The organism is Arthrobacter sp. zg-Y895 (assembly GCF_020731025.1).
In the GTDB taxonomy this organism is placed as follows: Bacteria; Actinomycetota; Actinomycetes; order Actinomycetales; family Micrococcaceae; genus Arthrobacter_B.
Map to the genome: position 1 here is coordinate 874705 of NZ_JAJFZY010000003.1, position 25752 is coordinate 900456.

Consider the following 25752-nt stretch of genomic DNA (forward strand, 5'->3'; position numbering starts at 1 on the left):
GGTGTCCTCATGCGGTACGGTCCACGATCCGGCGGGCCAGTGACAACCCCTGGCCCAGGGACAGGTCCGGAACATAGGCCCGCGCCAGCGCGTTGGCGATGGCGGGCAGGGACGCCGGGTCCCGATAGGTCATGAACAACGGCAGGTACTCCGGGGCGAACTTGGCCTTGAAAGCCAGCAGGGACCGGAAGCCGTACACCGGTTCCAGGGTTTCGCCCAGCCGGTCCAGCAGTCGGTCCATCACGGGCGGACCCTCCCCGGGTCCGTCGTCGTCCGTCTCCGCCTCGGCACGCGCCAGCGGAGCGCCGGAAAGGCTGAGGAAGGAGAACCCCTCGTCCTGGAGCGACAGTGCAGCGGAAGCAATGAGGAAGTCCATCCCCAGCCGGAAGCCGTTGCTGCGCCGGCGCATAAAATCCAGGGTCCAGCCCGCCACCGCTCCGTTGCGGTATACCGGCAGCCAGGACGTTACCGCGTGCACGGTGCCGTCTTCGTCGATGGCCAGCAGGCAGCGCACCTCCGGATCATCCAGTTCTTCCAGCCCGCCCAGCGTGAAGCCCATCTCCGTCATGTCCTTATCTGCCACCCATTCCTCCGAAATGGCGTGCAGCTGGTCCTTCACCGCCAGCGGTGCGGCGGGATAACGGGTCCACTGAGCCCGGATGCCCTGCTTGCGGGCAGAGTTCATGGCGGTGCGGATGTCCTGGAATCTCTTGCCCTTGAACTCCAGCGAGCCAAGCGGGAGGACGGTTTCCTCGGCTACCTGCAGTGAGGAAAACCCCAACCCGCTGCTGAGATCCCGCACCTGGGTACCCACGGAGTAGAAGCACGCGGTGGTGCCGTTCGCGGTGCAGAAAGCCGAGAACCCTTCCATGGCGCTGTGCAGCTCATCCCGGGGTCCCACCGGCTCTCCGACGCTCAGCGCCACCCCTAGATCCATCCGGTAGGCCACGTAGGAATTCCCGCTGGGGGAAAACCAGTAGTTGTTGCCTGCCCAGAGGGTCATCCAGGCCATGGTGCTGCCGCCGTGGGCTCGAAGCAGCGAACGGGCGCGGTCCGCATCAGCGGTTGCCGGACTGTACGGCGGAACCAGGAAGGAGTGCAGCAGCAGCACACACACCAAAACCCAGAAGACACCCCCGACCCCTTCATACAGCAGGACCGCGGGCAGGCTCTCCGGCACAAGGCCGGGAGCCCGGCTGGTCACCTCGAGGACCGGGAGGAACCGTCCGGGGAGATCCGCGGCGAGCAGCCCCGGCGTCGCGGCCGGCGAGAAACCGTTCCGGTTCACCAGGCCGGCACCCAGGTAAAGCGCCGCGAGCAAAACTGCCGCCAGGGCGGAAGTGCCCGCCAACTGCCGGTAGGTGCCGGCAGGCGCTGTTACAGAGAAGAGTCCGCGGGTGAGGACCAGCAGCACCAGCACCGCCAACGGAACGGCCATGGGCAGCACCAGTGCGACAGAATTTCCGGTGCCGGGAGCCGGGATGCCCGATTCCTCCCCGGCCAATAGCCGGCCGATCCGCACTGCGGCCAGCACTGTCATGGCACCCTGCAGCAGCAGTGCGGCCACCCACGCGAAGCGGCGCCCCCGCCGCAGGCCGTCCGAAAAAACAGCCAGCAGCACCAGGGGCAGGGTGGCCAGGAAGAACGCCGCCGGACCGGCACGCAGTTGGATACGCGCGGCGACGCACTGCGCGGAGTCCGCGGCATCACCGCACACCTGGTCCAGCTCGGCCGGGGTCCTCACCTCCACGTCCGTAAACAGATACTGCAGCACCGAAAGCGGTCCCACCGCCTGGCTGCTCAAGGCGCTGATAACCGGGCCGACGGCGGAAGCCAGCACGGCCAGGGCCACCAGCACCCGGGCCTCCCGGCGGCTGCTGACGAGCCGGCGTGGAATCGACGGCCGGCGGCCCGCCAGATAGGGCCCGGCGAGTGCGCCGGCCGCGGCCGCGCCCAAAACCGTCAGAGCGGAGAAGCTTCCGCCGTAGAGCGCCAGCAGTATCAGCAACGTAAACAGGGGAACCCGCAGGCGGCGGCGCCACAGCGTCCCGAGCCGGGCACTGGCAGCAGCGGCCGCGGCTGCCAGGAAGGCCATCGGACCCACGAAGGACTCGGAGACAAGGGCACGGGACCAATCGCCGATGGATGCGCTGGTCAGGTAGGCGAAGCCGGTGGTCAGCAGCAGCCCCGCGATTTGACCGCCGAACCCGGCCAGCAGGAACCGTCCGGTTCCCAATAGCCGCTCGCAGGGCAACCCGGCCAGCAATGCCAATAGGGTGCCGCCGAGGTAGCCGGCGGGGCCGCCCGCCCAAAAGCAGCACAAAAGCAGGGGTGCCGGATTCCCGGCCACGGTGTTCACGGAAGCAGCCGCCCAGTCCAGCAACGGTCCCTCCGGGCCGCTGCGGAGGGAGGAGGTGGACACCCCCAGGATCCAGAACAAGGCAATAAAGGTGAGGGTGGCGGGAGCCCTGCCGGCACTTCTCCGCAGGCGCCGGAGCGGCCAGCGTGCTCCGAAGCGGGGCCCCACGGGAAGTTTGCCAGGCACGGTACTGACCTCCACGGGAACAAGCCGGCGAAAGAAACTGCTGCCGGTCGCGGTGCTGCCAGTCTAGGCGCGTGCGGCAGGGCGTGGCCCGCCCGGGCACAGTCCGGCGCTTGGTAAGGTACGAATGTGTTGGCAACTTATCCATATTTCCGGGCCCCCCGCGACCAGGCGACGGCGCCCCCGGAATCATCGCCGGCACCCATCGCGCTGGCGCACCGCGGCTTTTCCCCCGACGGCTACGAAAACACGCTCTCGGCATTCCGCGCTGCCGCGGACCTTGGGATGAGCTACCTGGAAACGGATGTGCGCACCAGCCGCGACGGCATCCTGATGGCCTTCCACGACGAAACCGTGGACCGCCTTTCCGGCGGCGTGGTGGGCAAAATCAGCCAGCTCACCCGAAAAGAACTCGACGAGGTGCTGGTGGGCGGGGCGGAACGGATCCCCACCTTCGAAGAACTCCTGACCGAGTGGCCCCACATGCGGCTGAATGTAGACGTCAAGGACGCCGCCGGGGCAGCGCTGCTCGCGGCCCTGATCGAAAAACACTCCGCCCATGACCGGGTCCTGGTGGCGTCCTTTTCCGACGTCCGCCGGCTTCGCGCCCTGCGCCGGTTGGGCAAGCCGGCTGCCAGCTCCGCCGGCAGCGCCCTGACCGCTGCACTGCTTCTGCTCGCACCGCTGCGCGCAGCCCCGGTCCTCGCCCGGCTGGGCCGTTTCCAGTGCGTCCAGGTTCCACTGCGCTTCGGCCCCGTCCCCGTGGTCACGCCGGGTTTTGTCCGCAGATGCCACCGCGCCGGAATCCAGGTCCACGTCTGGACCGTGAACGACGCGCCCACCATGAACCGGCTGCTGGACCTCGGAGTGGACGGCATCGTTACGGACCGTTCGGACATCCTCGTGGACGTCCTCAAAGACCGCGGGCAGTGGCGGTAACGACTACTTGGACGGCCTTGTCCGTCCCAACTGGCAGGATGAGGGCATGCGTGTAGTTATTGCTCCGGACAAATTCAAAGGATCACTCAGCGCCGGGGAGGCCGCGGCAGCCATGGGTGAAGGTGTATTGGCGGTTTACCCGGATGCCGAGGTCACCGCTGTGCCGGTGGCGGACGGCGGCGAGGGCACCCTCGACGCTGCACTGATAGCAGGGGCCGAGGCCCGCACCGCCAGGGTCCGGGGACCGCTGGGGCGGGAAATCACCGCCGTCTGGGCACTCACCGGAGATACTGCCCTGATCGAAACCGCGCGGGCCAGCGGATTGACCCTGCTGGACCCCACCCCCGAGACCGCACTTGAGGCCACCAGCTACGGCAGCGGGCAGCTGATCAGTGCGGCGCTCGATGCAGGTGCGCGCACCATCATTCTCGGAATCGGCGGCTCGGCCATGACGGACGGAGGCTCCGGCGCCTTGACGGCCCTGGGCTTGAAGATCCTTGACGACGCCGGTGCACCGGTGCCTCCCGGGGGAGCGGCCCTGGCGCAGGCCGTGACGTTGGACGCCGCCGGCCTGGACCCCCGGCTGGCCGGCGTGGATTTGAAGATCGCCGCCGACGTAACGAACCCGCTGCTCGGCCCGGAAGGCACGGTGGCCGTGTTCAGCGGCCAGAAGGGTGCCGACTCCGCGGCGCAGGCGGTCCTCGAGGAAGCGCTGGGTAACTGGGCCGGACTGCTGAAGTCCACGACCGGCGTCGACGTCGACATTCCCGGCGCCGGTGCGGCGGGCGGCTTCCCGTCCGGGTTCCTGGCGTTCACCGAGGCGTCGCTGAACCCCGGGTTTGAACTGCTCAGTGCGTTCACCGGGCTGGACCTGGCACTCACACGCTGCGACCTGGTGCTCACCGGCGAAGGCTCACTGGATGAACAGTCCCGCTACGGCAAGGCACCCCTGGAAGTGGCGGCCCGGGCCCGTGACGCAGGCATCCCCGTGGTGGCCGTGGCGGGCCGGATCACCCTGACCCCGGACCAGTTGCAGGAGTACGGAATTGTTGCGGCCGTCAGCCTGCTGGACGTGGTCCAGCGGCCGCAGGATGCCATGGAACAGGCGGCAAAGTACGTGGCGTGGGCTACGCGCCAGGCACTGGAAGGCGCCTGATCCGGGGTCGGCCGGCGGCCTAGCCGAGCCGGCTTGGCCTGGCCCCCGCGTCCTCCTGCGGCTCGTCCGGATCCGTCCCCCGCCAGCGGGCGATCGCCTGCATGCCGTGGTAGGCAATCAACGTGGCACCGGTGCCGAGGGCAATGCCGCCGAATTCCAGCCCTCCCACTATCCAGGTGAAGTTCGCGATGGCAATGATCAGGCCCAGTCCGGCGGTGGAAAGATTGATCGGGTTGGAGAAGTTGACCCGGTTGTCCACCCAGATACGCACGCCGAGGATGCCGATCATGCCGTAGAGGACGACGCCGGCACCGCCCAGCACGCCGCCGGGCACCGTGGCGATCATGGCCCCGAATTTCGGGAACAGGCTGAGCAGGATGGCCACGATGCCGGCCACCCAGTACGCCGCCGTGGAGTACACGCGGGAGGCCGCCATCACGCCGATGTTCTCCGCGTAGGTGGTCGTGGCGGAACCGCCGCCGGAACCGGCCAGCATGGTAGCCAGGCCGTCGGCCATCAGTGCCCGGCCCGCGTACGGGTCCAGGTCGCGGCCGGTCATGGCGGCCACGGATTTCACGTGTCCAATGTTTTCGGCCACCAGTACCAGGACCACCGGAACAAAAAGGCCGATAACCGAGAAGTGGAAGGTGGGGGACATGAATTCGGGCAGCCCGATCCAGGCGGCATCGCCGATGGCCTGGAAATCCACCTCGCCCTGCAGCATGGCCGTGATGTAGCCGGCCACCACGCCGACCAGGATCGACAGCCGGCCGAGGAATCCCTTGAACAGGACCGTGGTCAGCAGGATCACCACCACGGTGACGGTGGCGGTAAGCGGCCCCTGCTCGTAGTTGTCCCGTGCCGAACCGGCCAGGTTGAGCCCGATCAGGGCCACTATGGTGCCGGTGACCACCGGCGGCATCAGGACCTGGATCCAGCGGGTGCCGGCAAGCTGCGCGGCGAGTCCGACCAGGAACAGGGCAAAGCCAGCCATGATGATGCCGCCCAGGGCCCCGCCGGGGCCGTGCTGGTTGGTGGCAGCTCCGATCGGAGCAATGAAGGCAAAGCTTGAACCCAGATAGCTGGGGACCCGTCCAGCCGTGATGATCAGGAACAGGATGGTTCCAATGCCGGAGAACAGCAGGGTGGTGGCCGGCGGAAAACCGGTCAGGAGCGGCACGAGGAAGGTGGCGCCGAACATGGCCACCACGTGCTGGGAGCCGATGCTGATGGTCCGCGGCCAGCTCAGGCGTTCCTCGGGAGCAACGTAGCTGCCCGGCCGGATGGTTTTGCCGTCTCCGTGGAGGGTCCAGTCCATACCGAATCTGCTCATGGTGGTGCCTTCCGGAGAAAGGGGGTGTCTAGGCCAAATTCTAGCGGTCCGGGATGACCGGGATGCTACGTTGCATAGGAAGAAGGCAAGGTGCAGGGCGGGACCTTGATCACAAACCGATTGGACGATGGAGCAGCATGGGCATTTCAGTTGCAGGACGCGTAGTTCTCATCACGGGCGCAGCCATGGGCATGGGCCGGCTCTACGCCGAGCGGGCCGTGCGTGAAGGCGCGGCGGCAGTGGTGCTGTGGGACCTCAACGCCGAGGCCTTGGAGGACACCGCCGCGCAGCTGCGGGAACTGGGCGCGTCGGCAATCCACCCCTACGCGGTGGATGTTGCCTCCCTGCCGGACATCACGGCCACGGCCGACCAGGTTATCCGGGAGGTAGGCGTACCGGACATCCTGGTCAACAACGCCGGGATTGTGCGCGGCAAGTACTTCTGGGAACACGCGCCGGAGGCGGATATCGACGCCGTTATGCAGGTCAACACCCTCGCCCCCATGCAGGTGACCCGCGCGTTCCTGCCCGGCATGATCGAGCGGCGCACCCCGGCCCGCATCCTGAACGTAGCCTCCGCCTCCGGCACACTGTCCGTACCGAAAATGAGTGTCTACACGGCTTCGAAATGGGCAGTCATCGGCTGGAGCGACTCGATGCGCCTGGAACTCACCGAGTCCGGCAACGGCCACGTTGCCGTCACCACCCTGATCCCCAGCTACATCAAGACCGGCATGTTCGAAGGCGCCAGGGGACCGCTGATGACTCCGCTGATGGAACCGGAATACGTGGTGGACAAGGCGTGGGAGGCGCTCCTTGCCGGGAAGGCACGGATCCAGCTGCCGTGGACGGTGGCGCTGGGCAGTGCCCTGCGCAATGTGCTGCCCCAACCGGCCTGGGACGTGGTTGCCGGCCGCGTCTTCAAGGTCTACCAGTCCATGGACCACTTCACCGGTCGGAAACCGGCGGCTCCGGCTGACGAAACTTCCCTCAAGGAAAGCACCCAGGCATGAGCGAGATGGTCTCCGCGTTCTCTGAGTCCATCCGCGATTCCGGCACCGACCCCGCTGGTTCCCCCGCGGCAGTTCCCTCGGTACTGGCCAAGGTGCGGGAAACCTATGACTCCGGCCGCACCCGGCCGCTCGCCTGGCGCCGGCAGCAGCTCGAAGGGCTGGTCCGGCTTTTCCACGAGCGGGAACAGGAGCTGGCGGACGCCCTGGCAGCGGACCTGGGCAAAAATCCGCTCGAAAGCTACGTCACCGAGCTTTCGCTGGTGCGGGCGGAGGCGGAACACGCACTGAAGCATCTGGAGAACTGGGCCCGCAGCCGGCGGGTTTCCGTCCCGCTGGGCCTGCAGCCGGCGTCGGCCCGGACCGAGCCCCGGCCGCTGGGCGTGGTGCTGATCATCGGTCCCTGGAACTATCCCGTGCAGCTGGTCCTGGCGCCGCTGGTCGGTGCCCTCGCCGCCGGCAACGCGGCGGTCCTCAAACCCAGCGAACTGGCCCCGGCGACGTCGGCCGTGCTGGCGGACCTGCTGCCGCGCTATGTGGACCCGGAAGCCGTCGCCGTGGTCGAGGGCGGGCAGGAAGCCAGCACCGCCCTGCTGAAGGAAAAGTTCGACTCGATCTTCTTCACGGGCGGGGAGCGCGTGGGCAGGATTGTCCTGCAGGCCGCCGCCGAACACCTGACCCCGGTCACCCTGGAGCTGGGCGGGAAATCCCCGGCCGTGGTGCTGGACGGCAACTGGGCCGCCGTCGCACGCCGCCTGGTCTTCGGGAAACTGCTCAACGCCGGCCAGACCTGCGTGGCGCCGGACTACGTCCTGGTGACGGAAGAGGCAGCGCCGGCGCTGAAGAAGCACCTGGTGCGGGCGCTTGCGGAGCAGTTCGGCAAGGATCCGTCCCGGAGCAAGGACCTGGGTCGGATTGTCAACGAACAGCACTGGGAACGGCTGGTGGGGCTGCTGGACAGCGGCACGGTCCTGGCCGGCGGGCGCAGCGACCGCGGCAGCCTGTACCTGGAACCGACCATCCTCACCGACGTGGCACCGGACTCACCGGTGATGCAGGAGGAAATCTTCGGCCCCATCCTGCCGATCATCGAGGTCCGGGACCTGGCGGAGGCAATGAAATTCATTAATTCCCGTCCGGTTCCGCTGGCCGCCTATCTCTACAGCAACTCTGCGGCGGACCGGAAGACGTTCGAGGAGGGGGTCCGGGCCGGCAGCATCAACCACAACGCCAGCACCGTCCAGCTGGCCGTACCCGGCCTGCCCTTCGGCGGCGCAGGTGCCAGCGGCACCGGCGCGTACCACGGGAAATACAGCTTCGACACGTTCAGCCAGCTGCGGCCGGTCTTCACCAAGGGCACACTGCTGGACACCCTCCGGTTCGCGTACCCGCCCTACACGGGGCTGAAGAAGCGGCTCCTGCGCCGGCTGCTGTAACCCGCTGCAGAACAGATAGAAGGGGTGCACCGGCAGGTGCACCCCTTCTATTTGCGGCCTGTTTACGGCGGAACCTAGGAAATCACGCCGTCCACGATGGCCTTGGCCTCGGCCTGGACCTGGTGCAGGTGTTCCTCGCCCTTGAAGGACTCGGCGTAGATCTTGTACACGTCTTCCGTGCCCGAGGGGCGCGCGGCAAACCACGCGTTTTCCGTGGTCACCTTCAGGCCGCCGATGGGCGCCCCGTTGCCCGGCGCCTCGGTCAGGCGCGCGGTGATTTCCTCACCGGCCAGGGTGGTGGCGGTAACGTCCGACGGCGAGAGCTTGGCCAGCGCGGCCTTCTGCTCGCGGGTGGCGGGTGCGTCCACGCGCGCATATTCGGGATCGCCGAACTGGTTGGTCAGTTCGCGGTACCGCTGGGACGGGGTCTTGCCGGTGACGGCCGTCATTTCCGAGGCCAGCAGGGCCAGCAGGATGCCGTCCTTGTCAGTGCTCCAGGGGCTTCCATCGAGCCGGAGGAAGGAGGCGCCGGCGGATTCCTCGCCGCCGAACGCGGTTTCGCCGGAGAGCAGACCCGGCACGAACCACTTGAAGCCCACCGGTACCTCCATGAGGACCCGCCCCAGGTCTGCGGTAACGCGGTCGATCATGGAGGAGGAGACAAGGGTCTTGCCCACCATGGCGTCTGCGCTCCAGCCGGAGCGGTTGCGGTACAGGTAGTCAATGGCGGTTGCCAGGAAGTGGTTCGGGTTCATCAGGCCCGCGTCCGGGGTGACAATGCCGTGCCGGTCGGCGTCGGCGTCGTTGCCCGTGGCAATGTCGTAATCCGCTGCCCGGGAAATCAGCGACGCCATGGCGTACGGCGAGGAGCAGTCCATGCGGATCTTCTCATCCCAGTCCAGGGTCATGAAGGCCCACTGCGGGTCCACGTTGGGATTGACCACGGTCAGGTTCAGTGAGTGCCGTTCCGCGATGGCGCCCCAGTAGTCCACGGAGGCGCCGCCGAGGGGATCGGCGCCGATGTGGAGGCCGGCGCTGCGGATGGCATCCAGGTTCAGCACCGCGGGCAGGTCTTCCACGTAATGCGCCAGGAAGTCATAGGTGCCCACCGAATCTGCCAGGCGTGCTTCACCCAGCGGGATGCGCCGGACCCCGTCCAGGCCGTTCTCCAGCAGCTGGTTGGCGCGGTCGGCAATCCAGTTGGTGATGTCCGATCCGGCGGGTCCGCCCGTGGGCGGGTTGTACTTGAAGCCGCCGTCCGCCGGAGGGTTGTGCGAAGGGGTGACCACAATGCCGTCAGCCTGTTCCGTGCGCGTGGAATTATGCACCAGGATGGCATGGCTCACGGCCGGGGTGGGGGTGAATCCGTTTCGTGCGTCGATCTGCACATTTACGCCGTTGGCGGCCAGGACCTCCAGGGCGGTGTTCTGCGCCGGTTCGGACAGGGCGTGCGTGTCCTTGCCCATGAACAGCGGCCCGGTGATGCCTGCGGATGTGCGGTACTCCACGATGGCCTGGGTGATGGCGGCGATGTGCTGCTCATTGAAGGCGCCGTTGAGGGAGGAGCCGCGGTGCCCGGAGGTGCCGAAGGCCACGCGCTGGGCAACGTTGGACGGATCCGGTACGACGTCGTAATAGGCGTCCAAGAGCGCGGTGAGATCTACAAGGTCGGAAGGTTCGGCGCGTTGGCCGGCACGATTAGACATACCCCTAAGCATGCCAAAGAAACGCAGTCGGCGTCAGACGCGCCGTACACGTAGAAACGCAGGGACAGCCGTATGCTTCTAGCCGAAGCCGCGGGTGCGGCGGGGGAAGGAAGCTGATGGCCACTTCGAGTAGTTCCGTGCCGCCGCAGCGAGCATTGCCGCACGACGGCCTGCGCCGCGGCGCCCGGGCCATGATGGTTTTCTTCAACGTGCTCTACCTGTGCGCCGCACCGGTGTTCTGGTTTTTCTGGACGCAGCGCTCGGCGTTCGCACTGCCGGCCTGGGCGGAAACCGCCGCGGGTTTTGCCAGCGGACCGTTGCCGGCTTTGGCTTTCGCGGCGGCCTGGGCCGCGGCGGGGATCCTCTTCGGGCGGGACCGGCGGCAGGCCGGAGCGGACGCGTTCAATTCCGTCTGTGCACTCGGTGCCCTGGCGGCAGTAAGCGGCATGCTGGCGCTGGTCAGCGCCGGACTGGACGGCTAAGGCGACGGGCAAGGGTGCGGCGGGCGGGATGCCGGTTCCGCCCGCCGCACCTTCGCACCGGTCAGTGGCCCTTTTCCTTGTTCAGTCCCTGCGTGCCTGCCTACCAGAGCCGGGCGCTGGCCAGCCGGGCACCTTCTCCGAGCGTCTCCAGCTTGGCCGCCGCGATCTGGGGATGCACCCGGCCGCCCAGCCCGCAGTCGGTGGACGCAATGACGTTCTCGCGACCCACCAGCCGGGCGAAGCGTTCAATCCGGTCCGCCACCAGTTCCGGATGTTCCACCACGTTGGTGGCATGGGAGACCACGCCGGGAATGAGGACCTTCCCGTCCGGCAGCTTGGTATCTTCCCAGACCCGCCATTCGTGCTCATGCCGCACGTTGCCTGCCTCGAAGCTGTAGCCTCCGGCGTTAATCTGCAGCAGGGTGTCCACCAGGTGGCGGAACTCGATGTCCGTAGTGTGCGGCCCGTGCCAGGAACCCCAGCACAGGTGGAAGCGGACCTGTTCCTCGGGCAGGCCGCGCAGGGCATAGTTCAGGGCTTCGACCCGGATCTGCGTGAACTTGAGGTAGTCCGCCACCGACGGCTCGGGGTTGATCTGGTCCCAGTTCTCGGCAATCGACGGATCATCGATCTGGACGATCAGCCCGGCGTCCACGATGGCAAGGTATTCCTCCCGCATGGCATCCGCGCAGGCGTAGATGAACTCCTCCTCCGTCGCGTAGTACTCGTTGGTAATCCGCGAACAGGAGCCGGGCGAGAGCGAGGCGAGGAAACCCTCGGACAAACCTGCCTCGGCCAAACCGGACTTGAGGTTGGCAATGTCGCTGGCCACGGCGTCGTACCCCGTGTATTCCACCGGACCCGTGACCTTGGGAAAGACCTTCTGCGCCCCGGTGGTGATGCCGGAGGTTGGGTCGGTGTAGGCATCGGCGAAGCGCTGCCGGTCGCGGCGGTCCCCGAAACTGGTGAGGACAACGTTGCCGGGCTCGGAGCGGTGCGGTTCCATGTTCCAGATCCCCGTTTCGGCAACGCTCAGGCCGCCAAGCCGGGCAAACGAATAGGACCACCAGGCCCCGTAGTCGACGTTCGCGGACATCGCATGCCCGTATTCGCCGTCGTTGGGGATGTCGATGCCCGCCTGGCGCTGGCGCCGCACGAGGTCGGCGACGGCGGCCTGCAGGAGTTCGGCGTAGCCTTCCGTATCCGCGGGGTCGGTTTCACGGGCCGCGTTTGCGGCAAGCAGTTCAGGGGTCCGGGGGAGGGAACCGGCGTGGGTGGTCAAAATACGGTCAGTGCTTTTGCGCATGGCAGTGATCCTTTAGGAATCTGTGCTCTTGCCCGCACCGGATGCCCAAAAGGCGGTGCAGGCCGCTTCGTCATCCGAACCACCCGTGAAGCATGGGGTTGGTGCACGGCCAAGTCGGAGCTTGGCGGCCGTGTCTCCTGAAGCTGGGACCCATCCTAACCATGCTGCAGGGATGCAGCCAAGTACGGAACGGGACGGCAAAAAGGACGGCGGCACCGGAGTGTTCCGGTGCCGCCGTCCTTAGTGAAACGCTTGGTGCCTGCCTGCTAGCGCACGCCGCCCATGAGCTTCTTGATGCCCGGGGTAGCCGCAGCCAGGGCAATGCCCAGGACGATCGCGGTAACGCCGCTGAAGGTGAAGTAGCTGACTTCGGTTGCCGGGTCGTAGAACTGTGCCAGCCAGCCCGCCAGGGTGGTGCCCAGGGAGACCGACAGGAAGAACAGTGCCACCATCTGGGTCCGGAAGACTTCCGGGGCCAGCTTGGTTGCCACGGACAGGCCGATCGGGGACAGGAACAGTTCAGCAAACGTGAACAGCAGCAGGATGCCGGCCATGGCCAGCAGCGGGGTGCTGTTCGGCGCGCCGCCGGAGAACGGAATGAAGGCCAGGAAGGCGAGGCCCATAACGGCCAGGCCCATGGCGAACTTCAGCGGGGAGGACGGCTGGCGGTCGCCCATCTTGGTCCAGACGCCGGCGAAGACGGCTGCGAAGATGATGATGAAGACCGGGTTGATGGACTGCACCCAGCTCGGCGGCATCTCCCAGCCGAAGATGCTGCGGTTCAGCGAGCTATCCGCGTACATTGCGACCACCGTGAACTGCTGCTGGAACAGGGCCCAGAAAGCAGCACTGGCAATAAACAGCGGCATGAAGGAGTACACCCGGCGGCGTTCCACCTGGCTCACCTTCTTGCTGCTGAGGATGATCACGAAGTACGCGACGGCGGCCACGATGGCGAGGATCGCCATAACCACCGCGAGGTTCTTGGCGGTCAACACTTCGAAGACAACGGCCAGCACGATGACGACCAGTGCGGCAGCCGCGATGAGGCCGACCTTCATGAACTGCTGCTTCGGCAGCGGGTTGGCTACCTCGTGGGCGGATTCGGGCAGGTTCTTGCGGGTCAACCCGTACTGGACCAGGCCGATGGCCATGCCGATGGCGGCCAGGCCGAAGCCGTAGTGGAATCCGTATTCGGTCCAGGCCAGGCCGGTCAGGATCGGGCCGATCAGGGCACCGATGTTGATGCCCATGTAGAAGATGGAGAAGCCGGCGTCGCGGCGCTGGTCCTTTTCGTCGTACAGGGTGCCGACGAGCGATGTCGCGTTGGCCTTCACACCGCCGGAGCCCAGGGCGATCAGGATCAGGCCGGCGGCCAGTCCGACGGCGCCTGGCAGGACGGCCAGGGAAATGTGGCCCAGCATGACCAGCGCGGCAGCGTAGAACAGCACTCGTTCTGCGCCGAAGACGCGGTCCGCCAGCCATGCACCGAGGATGGTGGAGAGGTATACGCCACCGCCATAGGCGCCGACCAGGGAGACGGCAATGGCTTCGTCGATGCCGAGGCCGCCGTCGGTGGTGCTGTAGTACATGTAGTACAGCAGGATGCCCTGCATGCCGTAGAAGGAGAATCGCTCCCACAGCTCAACGCTGAAGAGGTTGGCCAACATCCGGGGATGGCCGAAGAAGGTTTTACGCGCTTCTTGTACGCCTGAGGTACTGGGGGTATGGCTCACGAGGTTAATATTCCCACTCCCTCGCGGGGGTCAAGCAGCCCGAACTTAAAGAAACCGCCGGAGACTAGGCAGCTTTCCGTTGAGGTATGTTGAAGGTCACATGAAAAACGGATGATTTTGCCCGCGTTACATGCTTACGTGCCTGCATGACGCGCGGATTTGCACGGCTGCGGCGGAATTCCCTAAGCAGGCAGGGGGTTGGCATGGGTATGCCAAGCCTCAGCGTTCCCGTCTCGATCCTTGACCGTGCAAACTCCCGTGAAGGGTTTCCCGAGTCGGATGCGCTCAATGCAGTGCTTGCACGTGCCGAATCGGCAGACCGGCTGGGTTACCGGCGCTTTTGGGTTGCCGAGCACCACGCCGTGGCCGGAATTGCCGGCTCGGCCCCCGCCGTCCTGATGGCCGCCCTGGCGGCACGCACCAAAAACATCCGGATCGGCTCCGGCGGCGTGATGCTGCCGAACCACCAGCCGCTGGTCGTGGCCGAGCAGGCGGCGACGCTGCAGGCCCTGTATCCCGGCCGGATTGATCTTGGCCTCGGCCGTTCCCTCGGTTTCACTCCGGCGGTGCGGAAGGCACTGCGCGCCGGACCGGCCGAAGCGGAGGAATTCGAAGCGCAGCTGGCGGAACTGCTCGCCTATCTCGACGGCACCGCGCCGATCACCGCCCGCCCGCAGGACGGCGGACGGACGCCGGTGTTTGTGCTTGCCACCGGAGCAGGAGTGGAAATAGCAGCACGCGCCGGCCTGGGCGTCGTCCTCGGCGGCCCGGCGCTGTTCCGGCAGAACAGTGCCGGGCAGACAGGCGCGCTGGAACGGTACCGCTCCGCCTTCCGCCCCTCGGACCGTTTTCCCCGGCCCTACGTGCTGGCGGCAGCCAACGTCGCCGTGGCCGGCAGTGAAGAAGAGGCAAGGGAACTGCTGCTGCCCGAGGCGCATGCCCTGGCCGATTCCCGGACCAAGGGGGTGTTCCCCGCCCTGTCAGCAGCGCACAGCGCCGCCGAACTGTCCGGACGGCAGCAGGACCTGGTCCGCTCCACCCTTGAGACCTCTGTCTACGGAACAGTGGAACAGGTGCACGGCAGGCTCGAGGACCTGGTGGCTTCCGCCGGTGCGGACGAGCTGCTCGTTACCGGCGGTGCCTTCGATGTCGAGGGACAGCGGGAATCCGACCGGCTGCTGGCAGGCCTCTTCTAGGTCAGTACCCCAGCTGGGCCGCCACGGCCAGCAGATCCGCTTCCGCACCGGGCCGCCCGATCAGCTGGATCCCCATGGGTAGTCCGTCCGCGGTATCCAGCACCGGCAGGGTAATCGCGGGAAGCCCGCAGACATTCACCATGGAGGTGAAGGGGGAGTACCGGCACTGCCGTGCGTAATCCTCGTCCGCCCGGTCACCGGCGCCGGCATCGTCGCTGGTGTACCAGCCGAGGGGCCGTGGCGGCATTGCCAGGGTAGGCGTCAGGATCATGTCGTAGGCGCTGTACTGCCGGATGGTTTCGGCCTCGAAGGCGCGGAGGACGTCGACGGCGGCCACCAGGTCCGCGGCACTGCGCCGAAGGGCGCGCTGACGCATGACGGCGGCCAGATCGGTCAGCCGTTCTTCCCCGCCCGGTGCCAGAACGGCGGTGGCCAGCCCGGCCGTCCACACCACCTGGAATGCGTCCGGATACCGTTCGTCATAAACCAGGTCCGTGTCCAGCAGATCGTGGCCGGCACCGGTCAGGGCCGCGATACCGGCGTCGAGCGCCTGTACCGCCTCGGGATCAAGCCGGATCTCCAATCTGGATTCAAAGGGTGAGCGCGTGCTGATCCCGATCCGGAACCTGCCCTCGGCCCGCAGCGCGGCCTCGAGGAAGCTTCCGGTGGCGGGGGCCGCGCTGGTGGCACGGTAATTGGGTTCGTCCACCATCGCATCCAGCAGCAGTGCCGCATCCGCCGCGTTCCGGGCCAGCGGGCCGGCCACCACGAATTGCCCCAGGTCCTGCTGCCCCGAACCGGCCGGGATCCGCCCGCGGTTGGGCTTCAGGCCCACCAGTCCGGTAGCCGCCGCAGGGATGCGCACCGAGCCGCCGCCGTCGGTACCCGGCGCAAAGGGGACCAACCCGGCGGCGACTGCGGCCGCGCTGCCGCCGGAGGATCCCCCGGGGCTGAGCCGCTGATCGCGCGGGTTCCGCGCCGGCGGACCCACCCGGTTTTCGCTGTAACTGCTGAGCCCGAATTCGGGGACCTGGGTCTTGCCGAGGCTGATCGCCCCGGCCCGGCGAAGGACGGCCGGCAGGGGCGCGTCCTCCCGGGCTATCCACGGGTCCAGGGCCGTGCTGCCCATGGTGGTGCGCACGCCGGCCACATCGGTGAGGTCCTTGTGCGCCAGCGGCATTCCGTGCAGCAGGCCCAGTTCTCCGCCACGGGCACGGTGTGCATCCGCAGCCCTCGCCTCGGCGACGGCGAGTTCCGGCGTCGGCGTGAGGAAGGCCCCCAATCCCGGGTTGAGCTCTTCGATGCGCCGCAGGTAATGGTCCGTGGCTTCCTCCGCCCCGAGCCCGCCGGAGGCCAGGGCATCCCGGAGTTCGACGGCGGTCATCTCGTGGGGAGCGGGCATAGCGTGCCTTTCGGTGCGGGCGGCGTCCGGGCGTTTATTCTCTCGGACCGCGTCCCACTATAGGCTGGACAAAACGGCACCGTACGGCGGGCCCGGGCGTGCCCGGAACCGCGCGCGGGGCTACATTTCCGTACGACAGTGAGGGCAGCAATGAGTGAGATGCAGAGCGTTACCGTAGACACCATTCCCGAGGGCGCGAAGATCCTCGACGTACGGGAAGACTACGAGTGGGAAGCCGGCCACGTTGACGGCGCCCTCCACATCCCGCTCGACCGGCTGCCCGAGGCCCTTGACGATCTGGACCCGGACCAGGACCTTGCCGTCATCTGCCGCACCGGCGGCCGCAGTGCCCGGGCCACCCAGTGGCTGGAAGCCAACGGCTACTCCGCCGTCAACGTAAACGGCGGGATGGGTGCCTGGCTCGAGGCGGGGAAGCCCATGGTGTCCGACAACGGGCAGGAACCGACCGTTAAATGACGCATGCCGCCGACACCCAGGCCGCCCCGCACCACCGCGGTCCGCTGGGGGAAACCGTGGTTTATGCCTACCTCGGCCCGGAGGGCACCTTCACGGAGGCTGCACTGCTGACCATCCCGGGCGCCCAGGACGCCGTCCGCATTCCGGCGCCCAGCGTGAATTCCGCACTGGAAATGGTCCGCTCGGGGCAGGCCACCGCTGCAGTCGTGCCGATTGAAAACTCGGTGGAGGGCGGCGTCAGTGCCACCCTCGATGCGCTTTCCGCCGGTGCCTCGCTGCGGATACTGAGGGAAATCCTGGTTCCCATCACCTTTGTCCTGGCGGCGCGCCCGGGGGTGGCCCTGGCGGATATTCGCACGGTTTCCACCCACACCCATGCCTGGGCGCAGTGCCGGGAATGGGCTGCGGGAAATATTCCCGAGGCGGAATATCTGCCCGCTTCCTCAACGGCCGCAGCAGCAGTTGAACTGAGCGAAGCCGATCCGTCCTTCGACGCCGCGATCTGCGCGCCGCTGGTGGCGCAGCGGCTCGGGCTGGAAGTCCTGGGGGAGGACATCGGCGATGTGCGCGACGCCGTCACCAGGTTCGTCATGATCAGCCTGCCCGGCCTGCTTCCCGAACCAACCGGCTCCGACAAGACCACCCTGGTAGTTCCCCTGCCGGAGGACCATCCGGGTGCCCTGATGGAAATCCTCGAGCAGTTCTCCACCCGCGGGGTGAACCTGAGTCGGATCGAGTCCCGTCCCACGGGTATGTTCCTCGGTGATTATTTCTTCAGCATCGACGCCGACGGCCATGTTGCCGATGCCCGGATGGCGGATGCGTTGAAGGGCCTGCACCGGATCAGCCCGGAACTGCGTTTCCTGGGGTCCTATCCGCGGGCGGACCACCGCGAGTCGGAGATACCCCGGCACACCAGCGACGAGGCATTTCGGGCCGCTGACATTTGGTTCGAGTCCCTGCTGAACGGATACTAGGGCTGGAAGCTGCGGCCGAACCGTTCCGCGGCGGGTGAAAGGGACGCATCATGGGCCGACTGCGGCGAAGCAACTGCGAACATCCCGGCTACTCCCGCCGGCGCTGGGGCAAGGGATTCAGTTACCGGGATGTCCGCGGAAACGTCATCACCGACCGCACGGTCGTGGCGCGGATCCGCTCGCTGGCCATTCCGCCGGCCTGGACGGATGTCTGGATCAGCCCGTACGCCAACGGCCACATCCAGGCAACGGGAACCGACGCCGCCGGACGCAAGCAGTACATTTACCACCCGCAGTGGCGTGAAATGAAGGACCGGGAGAAATTCGACCGCGCCCTCGCGTTCGCCCAGTCCCTTCCGGCGGCCCGCCGCCTGATCACCAAGCACCTGCGCGCCGAGGGCTGCAGCTCGGAACGCGCCCTGGCCGCAGCCCTGCGGATTGTCGACGCCGGCGCGCTGCGCGTCGGCGGCGCCCGGTATGCGGACGCCAACGGGTCCTACGGCACCACCACCCTGCGGATCGAGCATGTGCGGCTGGACGGAACCGAAGTGCGTTTCGACTTCCCCGGCAAGAGCGGCCAGGAGTGGCACACCTCCATCAAGGATGCCGACCTCGCGGCGGCCCTCGAACCGATGCTCCGCCGCCCGGACGCGGACACGGCCCTGGCCTACCTCGGCGCGGACGGCGCCTGGCACAGCGTGGATGCCGCCCAGCTGAATGCCTTCCTGAGGGAGGTCACGGGCGGAGAATTCAGCGCCAAGGACTTCCGCACCTGGCAGGCCACGGTGGTGGCGGCCATGTCCCTGGCCCGGATGGCGCCGGCAGCCGCTACCAACCGGGCGAAGCAGAAGGCCGTGGCAGCAACCGCACGCGACGTGGCGGAGCATCTGGGCAACACCCCGGCAATCGCCCGCAAGTCCTACATCGATCCCCGCGTGGTGGACCGCTTCTTCGACGGCCAGGTCATCCCCGTGACGGGGTTCTCCGCGTCGGAGACCGCAACCCGGAACATGCTCGAGGATTAACCGGGTGTTTCCGCCGGGACCGGCAATAAGTATGCTGATGGAAGGCGCGCGCAGTATTGGCGCACTGGACAACCACCACAAGAAGGAAGGTGCCGGCATGAGCGAGTACCCCAACGAACAAGAGCAGCTCAAGGACCCGAAGCCCAGCGGTGTTTCCACCAACGACGATAACTACCGCGGCGATGTCGGCGACCAGGGCAACGACATCCGCTTTGCCGAGGAAGAGGCACTGATCCGCGAGCAGTCCTCTCCCAACGAGGACGAAGGCAAGTACACCGCCACGGAAGGCGCCAAGACGGACGAGGACCGCGAAGGCGGTTACACCGACTCCGAGGGCACCCAGGACGGCAAGTAACGCCTTCCTGCGAAACGGCGCCGCACCCACCGGTGCGGCGCCGTTTTTATGCCTCCGGCGGCAGGGCGGGCGAGGGCGGCACCCGGACCAGCAGGGCGCCGGCGTCCACCTCCACCGCGATGGTGGTGGCGGGACCGGTCAGGTCGCCGTCGAGCTGGGTCTGCGTGGGTTCCGCGACGGTCACCGTGATTTTCCGGACCCGGTGGTGACGGATCACCGGAAGGTCCTTGGGATAGCGCGTCATCACTTTGCCTGCCACCCAGGCCCAGCCCAGGACGCTGCGCGGGCTAATGATGATGACGTCCAGCAGTCCGTCATCCACCACGGCGTCGGGAATGAAGTCGATGCCGGCAGGCAGGCGTCCGGTGTTGGCCACCAGCACGCTGTGCACCTTCTGTGACTGCGCCGGACCGTCGTCCAGGCTGACGGTCATCCGCGTGCGCCGCCCCGGCAGCAGTCGGACGCCGGCTTCGCTGTAAGCCAGCCAGCCCACCCGTTTCTTGAGCTCATCCCGGGTAGCGGCGATCACCTGGGCATCCAGGCCGATCCCGCCCATCACCAGGAACGCGTTGTGGGAACGTCCGCCGGTGGAGGCATCTTCGAGCACAATGTCCGCCATGTCGATCCGCCGCACGTCCCCGTGCAGGGCGTTACGGATGTTTCCCGCCAGGTCCGCCACGGAGATATCCAGGTTCCGGGCCAGCAGGTTGCCGGTGCCCAGCGGGATCAGGCCCAGGGCGGCACCGGAATGCGCCACCGCGCGCGAGACTTCGCGGATGGTGCCGTCGCCGCCCGCGGCGAGGACGACGTCGGCCCCGGACTCCAGCGCCTGCAGCGCCTGGAGATAGCCCGGGCTGTCCACGGTGGTTTCCAGGATCAGCGGCGGGTCCCAGCCCGCCAGCTCGCAGGAAGCCCTCAGCAGCGTCTCGGCGTCGGCAGCATGCGCCTTGATCGGATTGACGACCATCGCCACCCGCTGGTGGGCCGCTCCGCGCGGGGCGAACACCGCCGTGTCCGCCACCGCCCGCCTCCTGCTTCGGGTGCCGGCAATGGCCCAGGTTGCGGCGGAGGCCAACAGTGCGGCGACGAGGACAAGGAGGAAGGTAATTTCAACGGGCATGATGCCTCCCAGAATAGCCGCCGCCCTGCAAAGCCAAGGCCGGGCAGGTTTTGGGTACTCTTGAGACGTGATCGATGTAAATGAGCTCCGCGAAAACCCCGAAAAGTTCCGAGCCTCCCAGCGCGCCCGGCTGGCCGACGAGAGCCTTGTGGACGCGATCATTTCCGCTGATGCCTCCCGCCGCGACGCCCGGACCCGCTACGAGACCCTGCGCGCCGAGCAGAACGCGTTCGGCAAGCGCGTCGCCGCCGCCAAGGGCGAAGAGAAGCAGGCCCTCCTGGCCGAGGTGAAGGAACTGGCTGCCGCGGTGAAGGCCGCCGGCGCCGAAGCCGACGCCATCCAGGCGGAGTCCGATGCGCTGATGCGCCGGATCCCCAACCTGGTGTCCGACGGCGTTCCGGTCGGAGGCGAGGACGATTTCGAGGTAGTCAAGACCGTCGGCAAGCCCCGCGACTTCGAGGCCGAGGGCTTTAAGCCCCGCGACCACCTGGAAATCGGCGAGCTGCTCGGCGCCATCGACATGGAACGCGGCGCCAAGGTCTCCGGCTCCCGTTTCTACTTCCTGCGCGGCGTCGGTGCCCGCCTGGAACTGGCACTGCTGAACATGGCCATGGACCAGGCCGTGAAGGCCGGATTCGTCCCGATGATCACCCCTACCCTGGTCCGTCCCGAGACGATGCAGGGCACCGGCTTCGATGTCGCGCACGACGCCGAGATTTACCGCCTGGCCGAAGACGACCTGTACCTCGTGGGCACGTCCGAGGTGCCGCTGGCCGGCTACCACGCAGACGAAATCCTTGAGCTCGACGGCGGCCCGGTCCGCTACGCCGGCTGGTCCTCCTGCTACCGCCGCGAAGCCGGCTCGCACGGCAAGGACACCCGCGGCATCATCCGCGTCCACCAGTTCAACAAGGTGGAAATGTTTGTCTACACCCGGCCGGAGGATGCAGCGGAAGAGCACCAGCGGCTGCTGGCCTGGGAAGAGGAAATGCTGGCCAAGGTCGAACTGCCCTACCGGGTCATCGACACGGCGGCCGGCGATCTGGGCATGTCCGCGGCGCGGAAGTTCGACTGCGAGGCCTGGGTTCCCACCCAGAATGCCTACCGCGAGCTGACTTCCACCTCCAACTGCACCACCTTCCAGGCCCGGCGCCTGAACATCCGCGAACGCCAGGCCGAGGGCAAGGGCACCCGCGCGGTTGCCACCCTGAACGGAACCCTGGCCACCACCCGGTGGATCGTCGCCATCCTGGAACATCACCAGAACCCGGACGGCTCGGTTAATGTCCCGGCTGCGCTTCAGCCGTACCTGGGCGGCCTGGAAGTCCTTCCGGTCCTCTAGCTCCATCCCAGGCCGGCGGGACCGAAGGGCACTGCCCTTCGGTCCCGCCGTCGTTTGCCCGGGCGCGCATCCGCGGTCCGGCGGTATGTCCTGTGGCGGCTGTCCTAGCCGCCTTCCTTACCGATCTGCTTAGATAAAACGATGACAACTTTGAGTACCGCTGGCATCGAAGACCAGCGAACCCCTGACAAGCGGCACCTGGTAGCCCTCGACGTAGACGGAACCCTCGTGGACCACGACGGCCACATGTCCCCGGGCGTGCGCGAGGCCGCACGAAAGGCCCTGCAGGCAGGGCATCACCTGGTGGTGGCCACCGGCAGGTCTTACGGGGCCGCGTTGCCCATCCTCGAACTCCTGGGCCTGACCCAGGGATACTGCGTGTGCTCCAACGGTGCCGTGACCCTGCGCCTGGACCCCACCCTCGAAGACGGCTACGAAGTGATGGACCGTGTGGTCTTCGACCCGAAACCGGCACTGGCCGCGCTGCGGGCGAAGCTTCCAACCGCAAAATTCGCCCTGGAGGACGCTGAAGGGCGCTTCCTGTCCACCGAACGCTTCCAGGACGCCAGCTTCGGCGCCGAAGCCCTCGCCGTGGACTTTGAGTCGATGCTGGAGGCACAGGCCGTACGAGTGGTGGTCTTCAGTACCGACAGCACCGCGGAGGAATTCGGCGACGCGGTGGAGGCGATCGGCCTGCACGGCGTGACGTACTCCGTGGGCTGGACTGCCTGGCTGGATATCGCCGCCTCCGGTGTTACCAAGGCCAGCGCGCTGGAACTGGTCCGCCGCCGGCTGGAGGTCGATCCGACGCTGACCATTGCCCTGGGCGACGGCCGCAACGACATCGAGATGCTGGACTGGGCCGCCCGCGGCGTGGCCATGGGACAGGCGCCGGACGAGGTCCTGGCAGCAGCCTCCGAGGTCACCGGCACGGTCTACGAGGACGGTGCGGCGAGCGTGCTGTCCAGCGTGCTGGACGAGGCCTAGCTCACGCCCGGTAGGGGAGTGCGGCCGGCGGAAGTGAGGCCGGGCCGTAGACCAGTCCCAGCAGCCGCGCGGCGGCCGGACGGGTGGCCCATTCTTCACTCCAGTGGGACCGGACCACTGCCTTACTCACGGCCTGCGCCGTGATTCCCAGTTCCTGGGCCACGAATTTCTGCTGCCCGCGCGCTCCCGGGGTCATCAGGTCCAGTACCTTCCACTCGGCCTCGGACCGGGCGGCCACAATCAGGCCCAGCAGGCGCAGCACGGCTTCCGCCTCCGCTGCCAGTTCCGCATCCGGCCCGTCCACCGCCAGCGGCACACGGTCGCCCGTGCGCTGGGCGCGCTCCACGGCACGCCGCGAGTAGACCAGTCCGTAGCCCCGTGCGTCCAGCAGATCGTCGGGGAGGGGAACCTGGAGCTCGCCGACGCCCACCCCTACGTGCCAGCGGCGCTGCCGGACCGCTGTCAGCGCGGCTTCCACAGCGGTGGCTGCATCCGTCAGCACCCCCTGGGCTTCGTCACCGACGGTGCGCTGGAAGGGAACGGCGGCAGGCAGATGCCGAAGGGAACGGATCAGGTCCGGAACCAGGTCCCCGACCTCCCGGGAGTCCCGCTGGTTGATGGTCAGCACAAAATGCATGGCATCAGCATGTCAGATCCCTGGGGAAAACAACCGAATCCGGTTGTGGCGCGCCCCAGCTGTAGAGTCGGGAGCTGTAGAGTCGGGCGCATGACCAGCCAAGACCAAGCGCCCGGCCCGGATCGCCGCCCGCTGCTTCGCCTGCTGTTCGGTGCGGGCGTTGTCCTCCTGGGCGTGTGGGCGGCCTGGCTGACCTCCAGTTGGATTGTTCTTGCGGCAGCCGTACTGGTGGCGGTTGTCCCGGCCAGGACCCATGCGGGAGACCTGCGCGCATGGGCGCGGCGCAGGGCACACGGCAACTGAGATTGCCTTAGTTAAACGCCGACGGCGGCCGCTCCCGCAAGGGGAGCAGCCGCCGTCGTACCGGCAAGCCGGTAGGAAGAACTAGTTGTTGATGGGGTTGGCGTCGACGTCGCGGCCCTGGGCCTCGTCCTCTTCGTGGCCTTCGCCGTGTGCCTTGAAGCGCTCCAGGGATGCCTTGACCTCGGCTTCGGCGTCCTCGCGGCCGGCCCAGTCAGCGGCTTCAACCCACTTGCCCGGCTCCAGGTCCTTGTACTTCGTGAAGAAGTGCTTGATCTCGTCGAGCAGGAAGTCGGAGACGTCCGAGATGTCCTGGATGTGGTTGAAGCGCGGGTCCACGGGAACGCAGAGAACCTTGGCGTCTCCGCCGCCGTCGTCAACCATGTTGAATACGCCGATGGGGCGGGATTCCACCAGTACGCCGGGCATCAGGTCGAAGTCCTGCAGCATCACCAGTGCGTCCAGGGGATCGCCGTCCTCGCCGAGGGTGTTCTCGAAGTACCCGTAGTGGGTGGGGTAGGCCATGGACGTGAACAGGACCCGGTCCAGGCGCAGGCGGTGCGTTTCGTGGTCAATTTCGTACTTGACCCGGGATCCCTTGGGGATCTCGATGGTGACGTCGAGCGTCATGGGCGTTTCGGGCATTGCGACTCCTCACTGGCGTGGCCCGCGGAGGAACCACTGGAAAGATTTGGCTGGCGATCATGCGCCGGCATGCCCCGCGACCGGAAAGATCGGGGCGGACGCCGGCGTCGGTCTAGTGTTAAAGATATATGTCCTGTGCACAGAACGTGTGCAGGGCCGGAACGGGCCGGGCAAGCCGGCGGAAATGAAAGAGTCGGTGGGACATGTCTCGGATGTTCTCCGGCACTCTGCTGGCCCTGGCCTTCGCAGTGCTGCTGGTTCCGCTGGCCTGCTATGCCCTCCCGCCGGTTGCCCAAGCCCTGACCGAACCGCGGCTGCAGCGCGCCGAGGTTGTTCCCGGCTACCAGCAGGCACCCGTGAAGCTCACGGACAGCGCGCTGGTGTCTGCTCCGAAGGCGTCGGACCCGATGCCGGATGCGGAGCAGTTGGGGCGCCTGCTGGACGCAGAACTGGCCGTGGACGGCAGCGGCACCTTCTCCGCCGTGGTGCAGGACGCGCTCACCGGCACGGTGCTTTATGAGCGCGACGGCGCCGCCGGGCTGGCCCCCGCCTCAAGCCTCAAGGTCCTGACTGCCGCCGCAGCGCTGTCCGCGATGGACGGCGGGACGCGCTTTCCCACCACCGCGCTGCCGGGGGAAGATCCCGGCACCGTGGTCCTGCGCGGCGGCGGCGATGTGCTGCTGACCGCCGGATTGTCGGATCCCGATTCCGTGGCCGGCCGCGCCGGGCTGGCCACCCTGGCCGAAAAGACCGCCGCGGCGCTTGCCGAAAAGGAAACCGCAGGCCCGGTGAAGGTGCTGGTGGATGATTCGCTGTTCACCGGCCCGGCGCTTTCGGACGCGTGGGGGGAAGCCGACGTCGCGGCGGGCGAGATCGCCCCGATCCATTCCCTTGCGGTGAGTTCGGCGTGGGCAGAGGAAGGCACCGGGCCTGGACCCCGCGTTGGCGACGCCGCCCTGTCCGCCGGGGAGTCCTACCGCGCCGCGCTGGCTGCCGCCCTGGCACCCAGGGGCATCGACGTCGAGCTGTCTGTTGAACGCGGCGCCGCTCCGGCAGGCGCTGATGCCCTCGCCGAGGTCCGCTCCGCACCGCTGGCCGAACAGGTCGACTACATGCTGCTGAACTCGGACAATTACCTGGCGGAGGTGCTGGCCCGGCTCAGCGCCGCTGCGACGGACCGGGAGGCATCCTTTGCCGGGGGAATCGAGACCGTTGCAGCCGAAGTGACCGCCCTTGGCGTGGACCCCGGAGCAATGGTGCTCGGGGATACCAGCGGCCTGTCCGGTGAAACGTCAGTGTCCGCCTCGCAGTTGAACTCGCTGATGCAGATCCTCCTCACCACTACCGATCCCGATCTGCGCGCTGTCGCGGACGGACTGCCCGTTGCTGCCCTGAGCGGAACGCTGGCCGGGCGGTATGACGAGACCGCCGATTCGGGAGCGGCGGGGATTGTGCGGGCCAAGACGGGAACCCTGCTGGCGGTCACCGCGCTGACCGGGTACGCCGCCGACGCCGACGGCCGGGTACTTGCCTTCACTTTCATAGCCAGCGGCCTGGACGGAAACACCCAGCAGGCACGGGATGCGGTGGATTCCGCCGCCGCGGTGCTGGCCGGGTGCGGCTGCCGCTAACGGCGGGCAGAC

23 protein-coding genes and 1 riboswitch are annotated in these 25752 nt (G+C 67.4%); of the genes, 14 read left to right on the forward strand and 9 right to left on the reverse strand.

Annotated features, from left to right (window positions below):
- Window positions 1-7 precede the first annotated feature (7 nt).
- Window positions 8-2545, reverse strand: coding sequence for a bifunctional lysylphosphatidylglycerol flippase/synthetase MprF (locus tag LJ760_RS17475; RefSeq protein ID WP_227920545.1), 2538 nt, complete (start codon window positions 2543-2545; stop codon window positions 8-10).
- Between the two features lie 126 nt (window positions 2546-2671).
- Between LJ760_RS17475 and LJ760_RS05900 the strand changes: the two genes are divergently transcribed.
- Both LJ760_RS05900 and LJ760_RS05905 read left to right on the forward strand, forming a co-directional pair.
- A complete protein-coding gene (locus tag LJ760_RS05900) occupies window positions 2672-3481 on the forward strand; it encodes a glycerophosphodiester phosphodiesterase family protein (RefSeq protein ID WP_442860636.1) in 810 nt (269 codons plus the stop codon).
- Window positions 3482-3527: 46 nt separating this feature from the next.
- A complete protein-coding gene (locus tag LJ760_RS05905; RefSeq protein ID WP_227920549.1) occupies window positions 3528-4637 on the forward strand; it encodes a glycerate kinase in 1110 nt (369 codons plus the stop codon).
- 19 nt (window positions 4638-4656) lie between these two features.
- Here LJ760_RS05905 and LJ760_RS05910 read toward each other — a convergent pair whose 3' ends face one another.
- A complete protein-coding gene (locus LJ760_RS05910) occupies window positions 4657-5970 on the reverse strand; it encodes a uracil-xanthine permease family protein (protein WP_227920550.1) in 1314 nt (437 codons plus the stop codon).
- A 137-nt stretch (window positions 5971-6107) separates the two neighbouring features.
- Here LJ760_RS05910 and LJ760_RS05915 point away from each other — a divergent pair, with 137 nt between their 5' ends.
- Both LJ760_RS05915 and LJ760_RS05920 read left to right on the forward strand, forming a co-directional pair.
- Window positions 6108-6983, forward strand: a complete 876-nt coding sequence (locus tag LJ760_RS05915; protein WP_227920551.1) for an SDR family NAD(P)-dependent oxidoreductase — start codon at window positions 6108-6110, stop codon at window positions 6981-6983.
- The gene (locus tag LJ760_RS05920) at window positions 6980-8416 is read left to right on the forward strand and encodes an aldehyde dehydrogenase family protein (protein ID WP_227920553.1); all 1437 of its coding nucleotides are present in this window, start codon (window positions 6980-6982) and stop codon (window positions 8414-8416) included. Before LJ760_RS05915 ends, LJ760_RS05920 begins: the two co-directional genes overlap by 4 nt.
- A gap of 74 nt (window positions 8417-8490) precedes the next feature.
- Here LJ760_RS05920 and pgm read toward each other — a convergent pair whose 3' ends face one another.
- Window positions 8491-10122 (reverse strand): phosphoglucomutase (alpha-D-glucose-1,6-bisphosphate-dependent), encoded by a 1632-nt coding sequence (gene pgm / locus LJ760_RS05925; protein ID WP_227920556.1) that lies wholly within the window; start codon window positions 10120-10122, stop codon window positions 8491-8493.
- Between the two features lie 116 nt (window positions 10123-10238).
- Between pgm and LJ760_RS05930 the strand changes: the two genes are divergently transcribed.
- Entirely contained in the window at window positions 10239-10604 is a 366-nt protein-coding gene (locus tag LJ760_RS05930) for a hypothetical protein (RefSeq protein ID WP_227920559.1), read from the forward strand.
- A gap of 100 nt (window positions 10605-10704) precedes the next feature.
- Here LJ760_RS05930 and LJ760_RS05935 read toward each other — a convergent pair whose 3' ends face one another.
- A complete protein-coding gene (locus tag LJ760_RS05935) occupies window positions 10705-11910 on the reverse strand; it encodes a cobalamin-independent methionine synthase II family protein (RefSeq protein ID WP_227920561.1) in 1206 nt (401 codons plus the stop codon).
- 19 nt (window positions 11911-11929) lie between these two features.
- Window positions 11930-12053, reverse strand: a riboswitch (SAM riboswitch).
- Between the two features lie 123 nt (window positions 12054-12176).
- On the reverse strand, window positions 12177-13646 hold the full coding sequence (locus LJ760_RS05940) for a peptide MFS transporter (protein WP_227920563.1): 1470 nt from the start codon (window positions 13644-13646) through the stop codon (window positions 12177-12179).
- A gap of 203 nt (window positions 13647-13849) precedes the next feature.
- Between LJ760_RS05940 and LJ760_RS05945 the strand changes: the two genes are divergently transcribed.
- A complete protein-coding gene (locus LJ760_RS05945) occupies window positions 13850-14842 on the forward strand; it encodes an MsnO8 family LLM class oxidoreductase (RefSeq protein ID WP_227920566.1) in 993 nt (330 codons plus the stop codon).
- Window position 14843: 1 nt separating this feature from the next.
- Here the strand turns inward: LJ760_RS05945 and LJ760_RS05950 are convergent, their stop codons facing one another.
- The gene (locus tag LJ760_RS05950) at window positions 14844-16244 is read right to left on the reverse strand and encodes an amidase (RefSeq protein WP_227920568.1); all 1401 of its coding nucleotides are present in this window, start codon (window positions 16242-16244) and stop codon (window positions 14844-14846) included.
- A gap of 150 nt (window positions 16245-16394) precedes the next feature.
- Between LJ760_RS05950 and LJ760_RS05955 the strand changes: the two genes are divergently transcribed.
- The 4 genes from LJ760_RS05955 to LJ760_RS05970 are packed head-to-tail and all read left to right on the forward strand — an operon-like array spanning window position 16395 to window position 19078.
- Window positions 16395-16721: a rhodanese-like domain-containing protein gene (locus LJ760_RS05955; protein WP_227920571.1), complete on the forward strand. Its 327-nt coding sequence runs from the start codon at window positions 16395-16397 to the stop codon at window positions 16719-16721.
- Window positions 16718-17698 carry a prephenate dehydratase gene (gene pheA / locus LJ760_RS05960; RefSeq protein WP_227920573.1) on the forward strand — a complete coding sequence of 327 codons (981 nt, stop codon included), beginning with the start codon at window positions 16718-16720 and terminating at the stop codon, window positions 17696-17698. Before LJ760_RS05955 ends, pheA begins: the two co-directional genes overlap by 4 nt.
- A 50-nt stretch (window positions 17699-17748) precedes the next feature.
- The gene (locus LJ760_RS05965; protein ID WP_227920576.1) at window positions 17749-18723 is read left to right on the forward strand and encodes a DNA topoisomerase IB; all 975 of its coding nucleotides are present in this window, start codon (window positions 17749-17751) and stop codon (window positions 18721-18723) included.
- A gap of 37 nt (window positions 18724-18760) precedes the next feature.
- A complete protein-coding gene (locus tag LJ760_RS05970; RefSeq protein ID WP_227920578.1) occupies window positions 18761-19078 on the forward strand; it encodes a hypothetical protein in 318 nt (105 codons plus the stop codon).
- 46 nt (window positions 19079-19124) lie between these two features.
- Here the strand turns inward: LJ760_RS05970 and LJ760_RS05975 are convergent, their stop codons facing one another.
- Entirely contained in the window at window positions 19125-20198 is a 1074-nt protein-coding gene (locus tag LJ760_RS05975) for a diacylglycerol/lipid kinase family protein (RefSeq protein ID WP_227920580.1), read from the reverse strand.
- A gap of 67 nt (window positions 20199-20265) precedes the next feature.
- Between LJ760_RS05975 and serS the strand changes: the two genes are divergently transcribed.
- Both serS and LJ760_RS05985 read left to right on the forward strand, forming a co-directional pair.
- Complete coding sequence (gene serS / locus LJ760_RS05980; RefSeq protein WP_227920582.1) at window positions 20266-21540, forward strand: serine--tRNA ligase; 1275 nt, start codon at window positions 20266-20268, stop codon at window positions 21538-21540.
- Between the two features lie 141 nt (window positions 21541-21681).
- Complete coding sequence (locus tag LJ760_RS05985; RefSeq protein ID WP_227920584.1) at window positions 21682-22527, forward strand: HAD family hydrolase; 846 nt, start codon at window positions 21682-21684, stop codon at window positions 22525-22527.
- Between the two features lies 1 nt (window position 22528).
- On the opposite strand, the gene LJ760_RS05990 is transcribed toward LJ760_RS05985, so the two are convergent.
- Complete coding sequence (locus tag LJ760_RS05990) at window positions 22529-23164, reverse strand: hypothetical protein (RefSeq protein ID WP_227920590.1); 636 nt, start codon at window positions 23162-23164, stop codon at window positions 22529-22531.
- Between the two features lie 90 nt (window positions 23165-23254).
- On the opposite strand from LJ760_RS05990, the gene LJ760_RS05995 reads away from it, so the two are divergent.
- Window positions 23255-23467: a hypothetical protein gene (locus LJ760_RS05995; protein ID WP_227920591.1), complete on the forward strand. Its 213-nt coding sequence runs from the start codon at window positions 23255-23257 to the stop codon at window positions 23465-23467.
- A gap of 81 nt (window positions 23468-23548) precedes the next feature.
- Here LJ760_RS05995 and LJ760_RS06000 read toward each other — a convergent pair whose 3' ends face one another.
- Entirely contained in the window at window positions 23549-24094 is a 546-nt protein-coding gene (locus LJ760_RS06000) for an inorganic diphosphatase (RefSeq protein ID WP_227920953.1), read from the reverse strand.
- A gap of 218 nt (window positions 24095-24312) precedes the next feature.
- Here LJ760_RS06000 and dacB point away from each other — a divergent pair, with 218 nt between their 5' ends.
- On the forward strand, window positions 24313-25740 hold the full coding sequence (gene dacB, locus LJ760_RS06005; protein WP_227920593.1) for a D-alanyl-D-alanine carboxypeptidase/D-alanyl-D-alanine endopeptidase: 1428 nt from the start codon (window positions 24313-24315) through the stop codon (window positions 25738-25740).
- The last annotated feature ends 12 nt before the right edge of the window (window positions 25741-25752 follow it).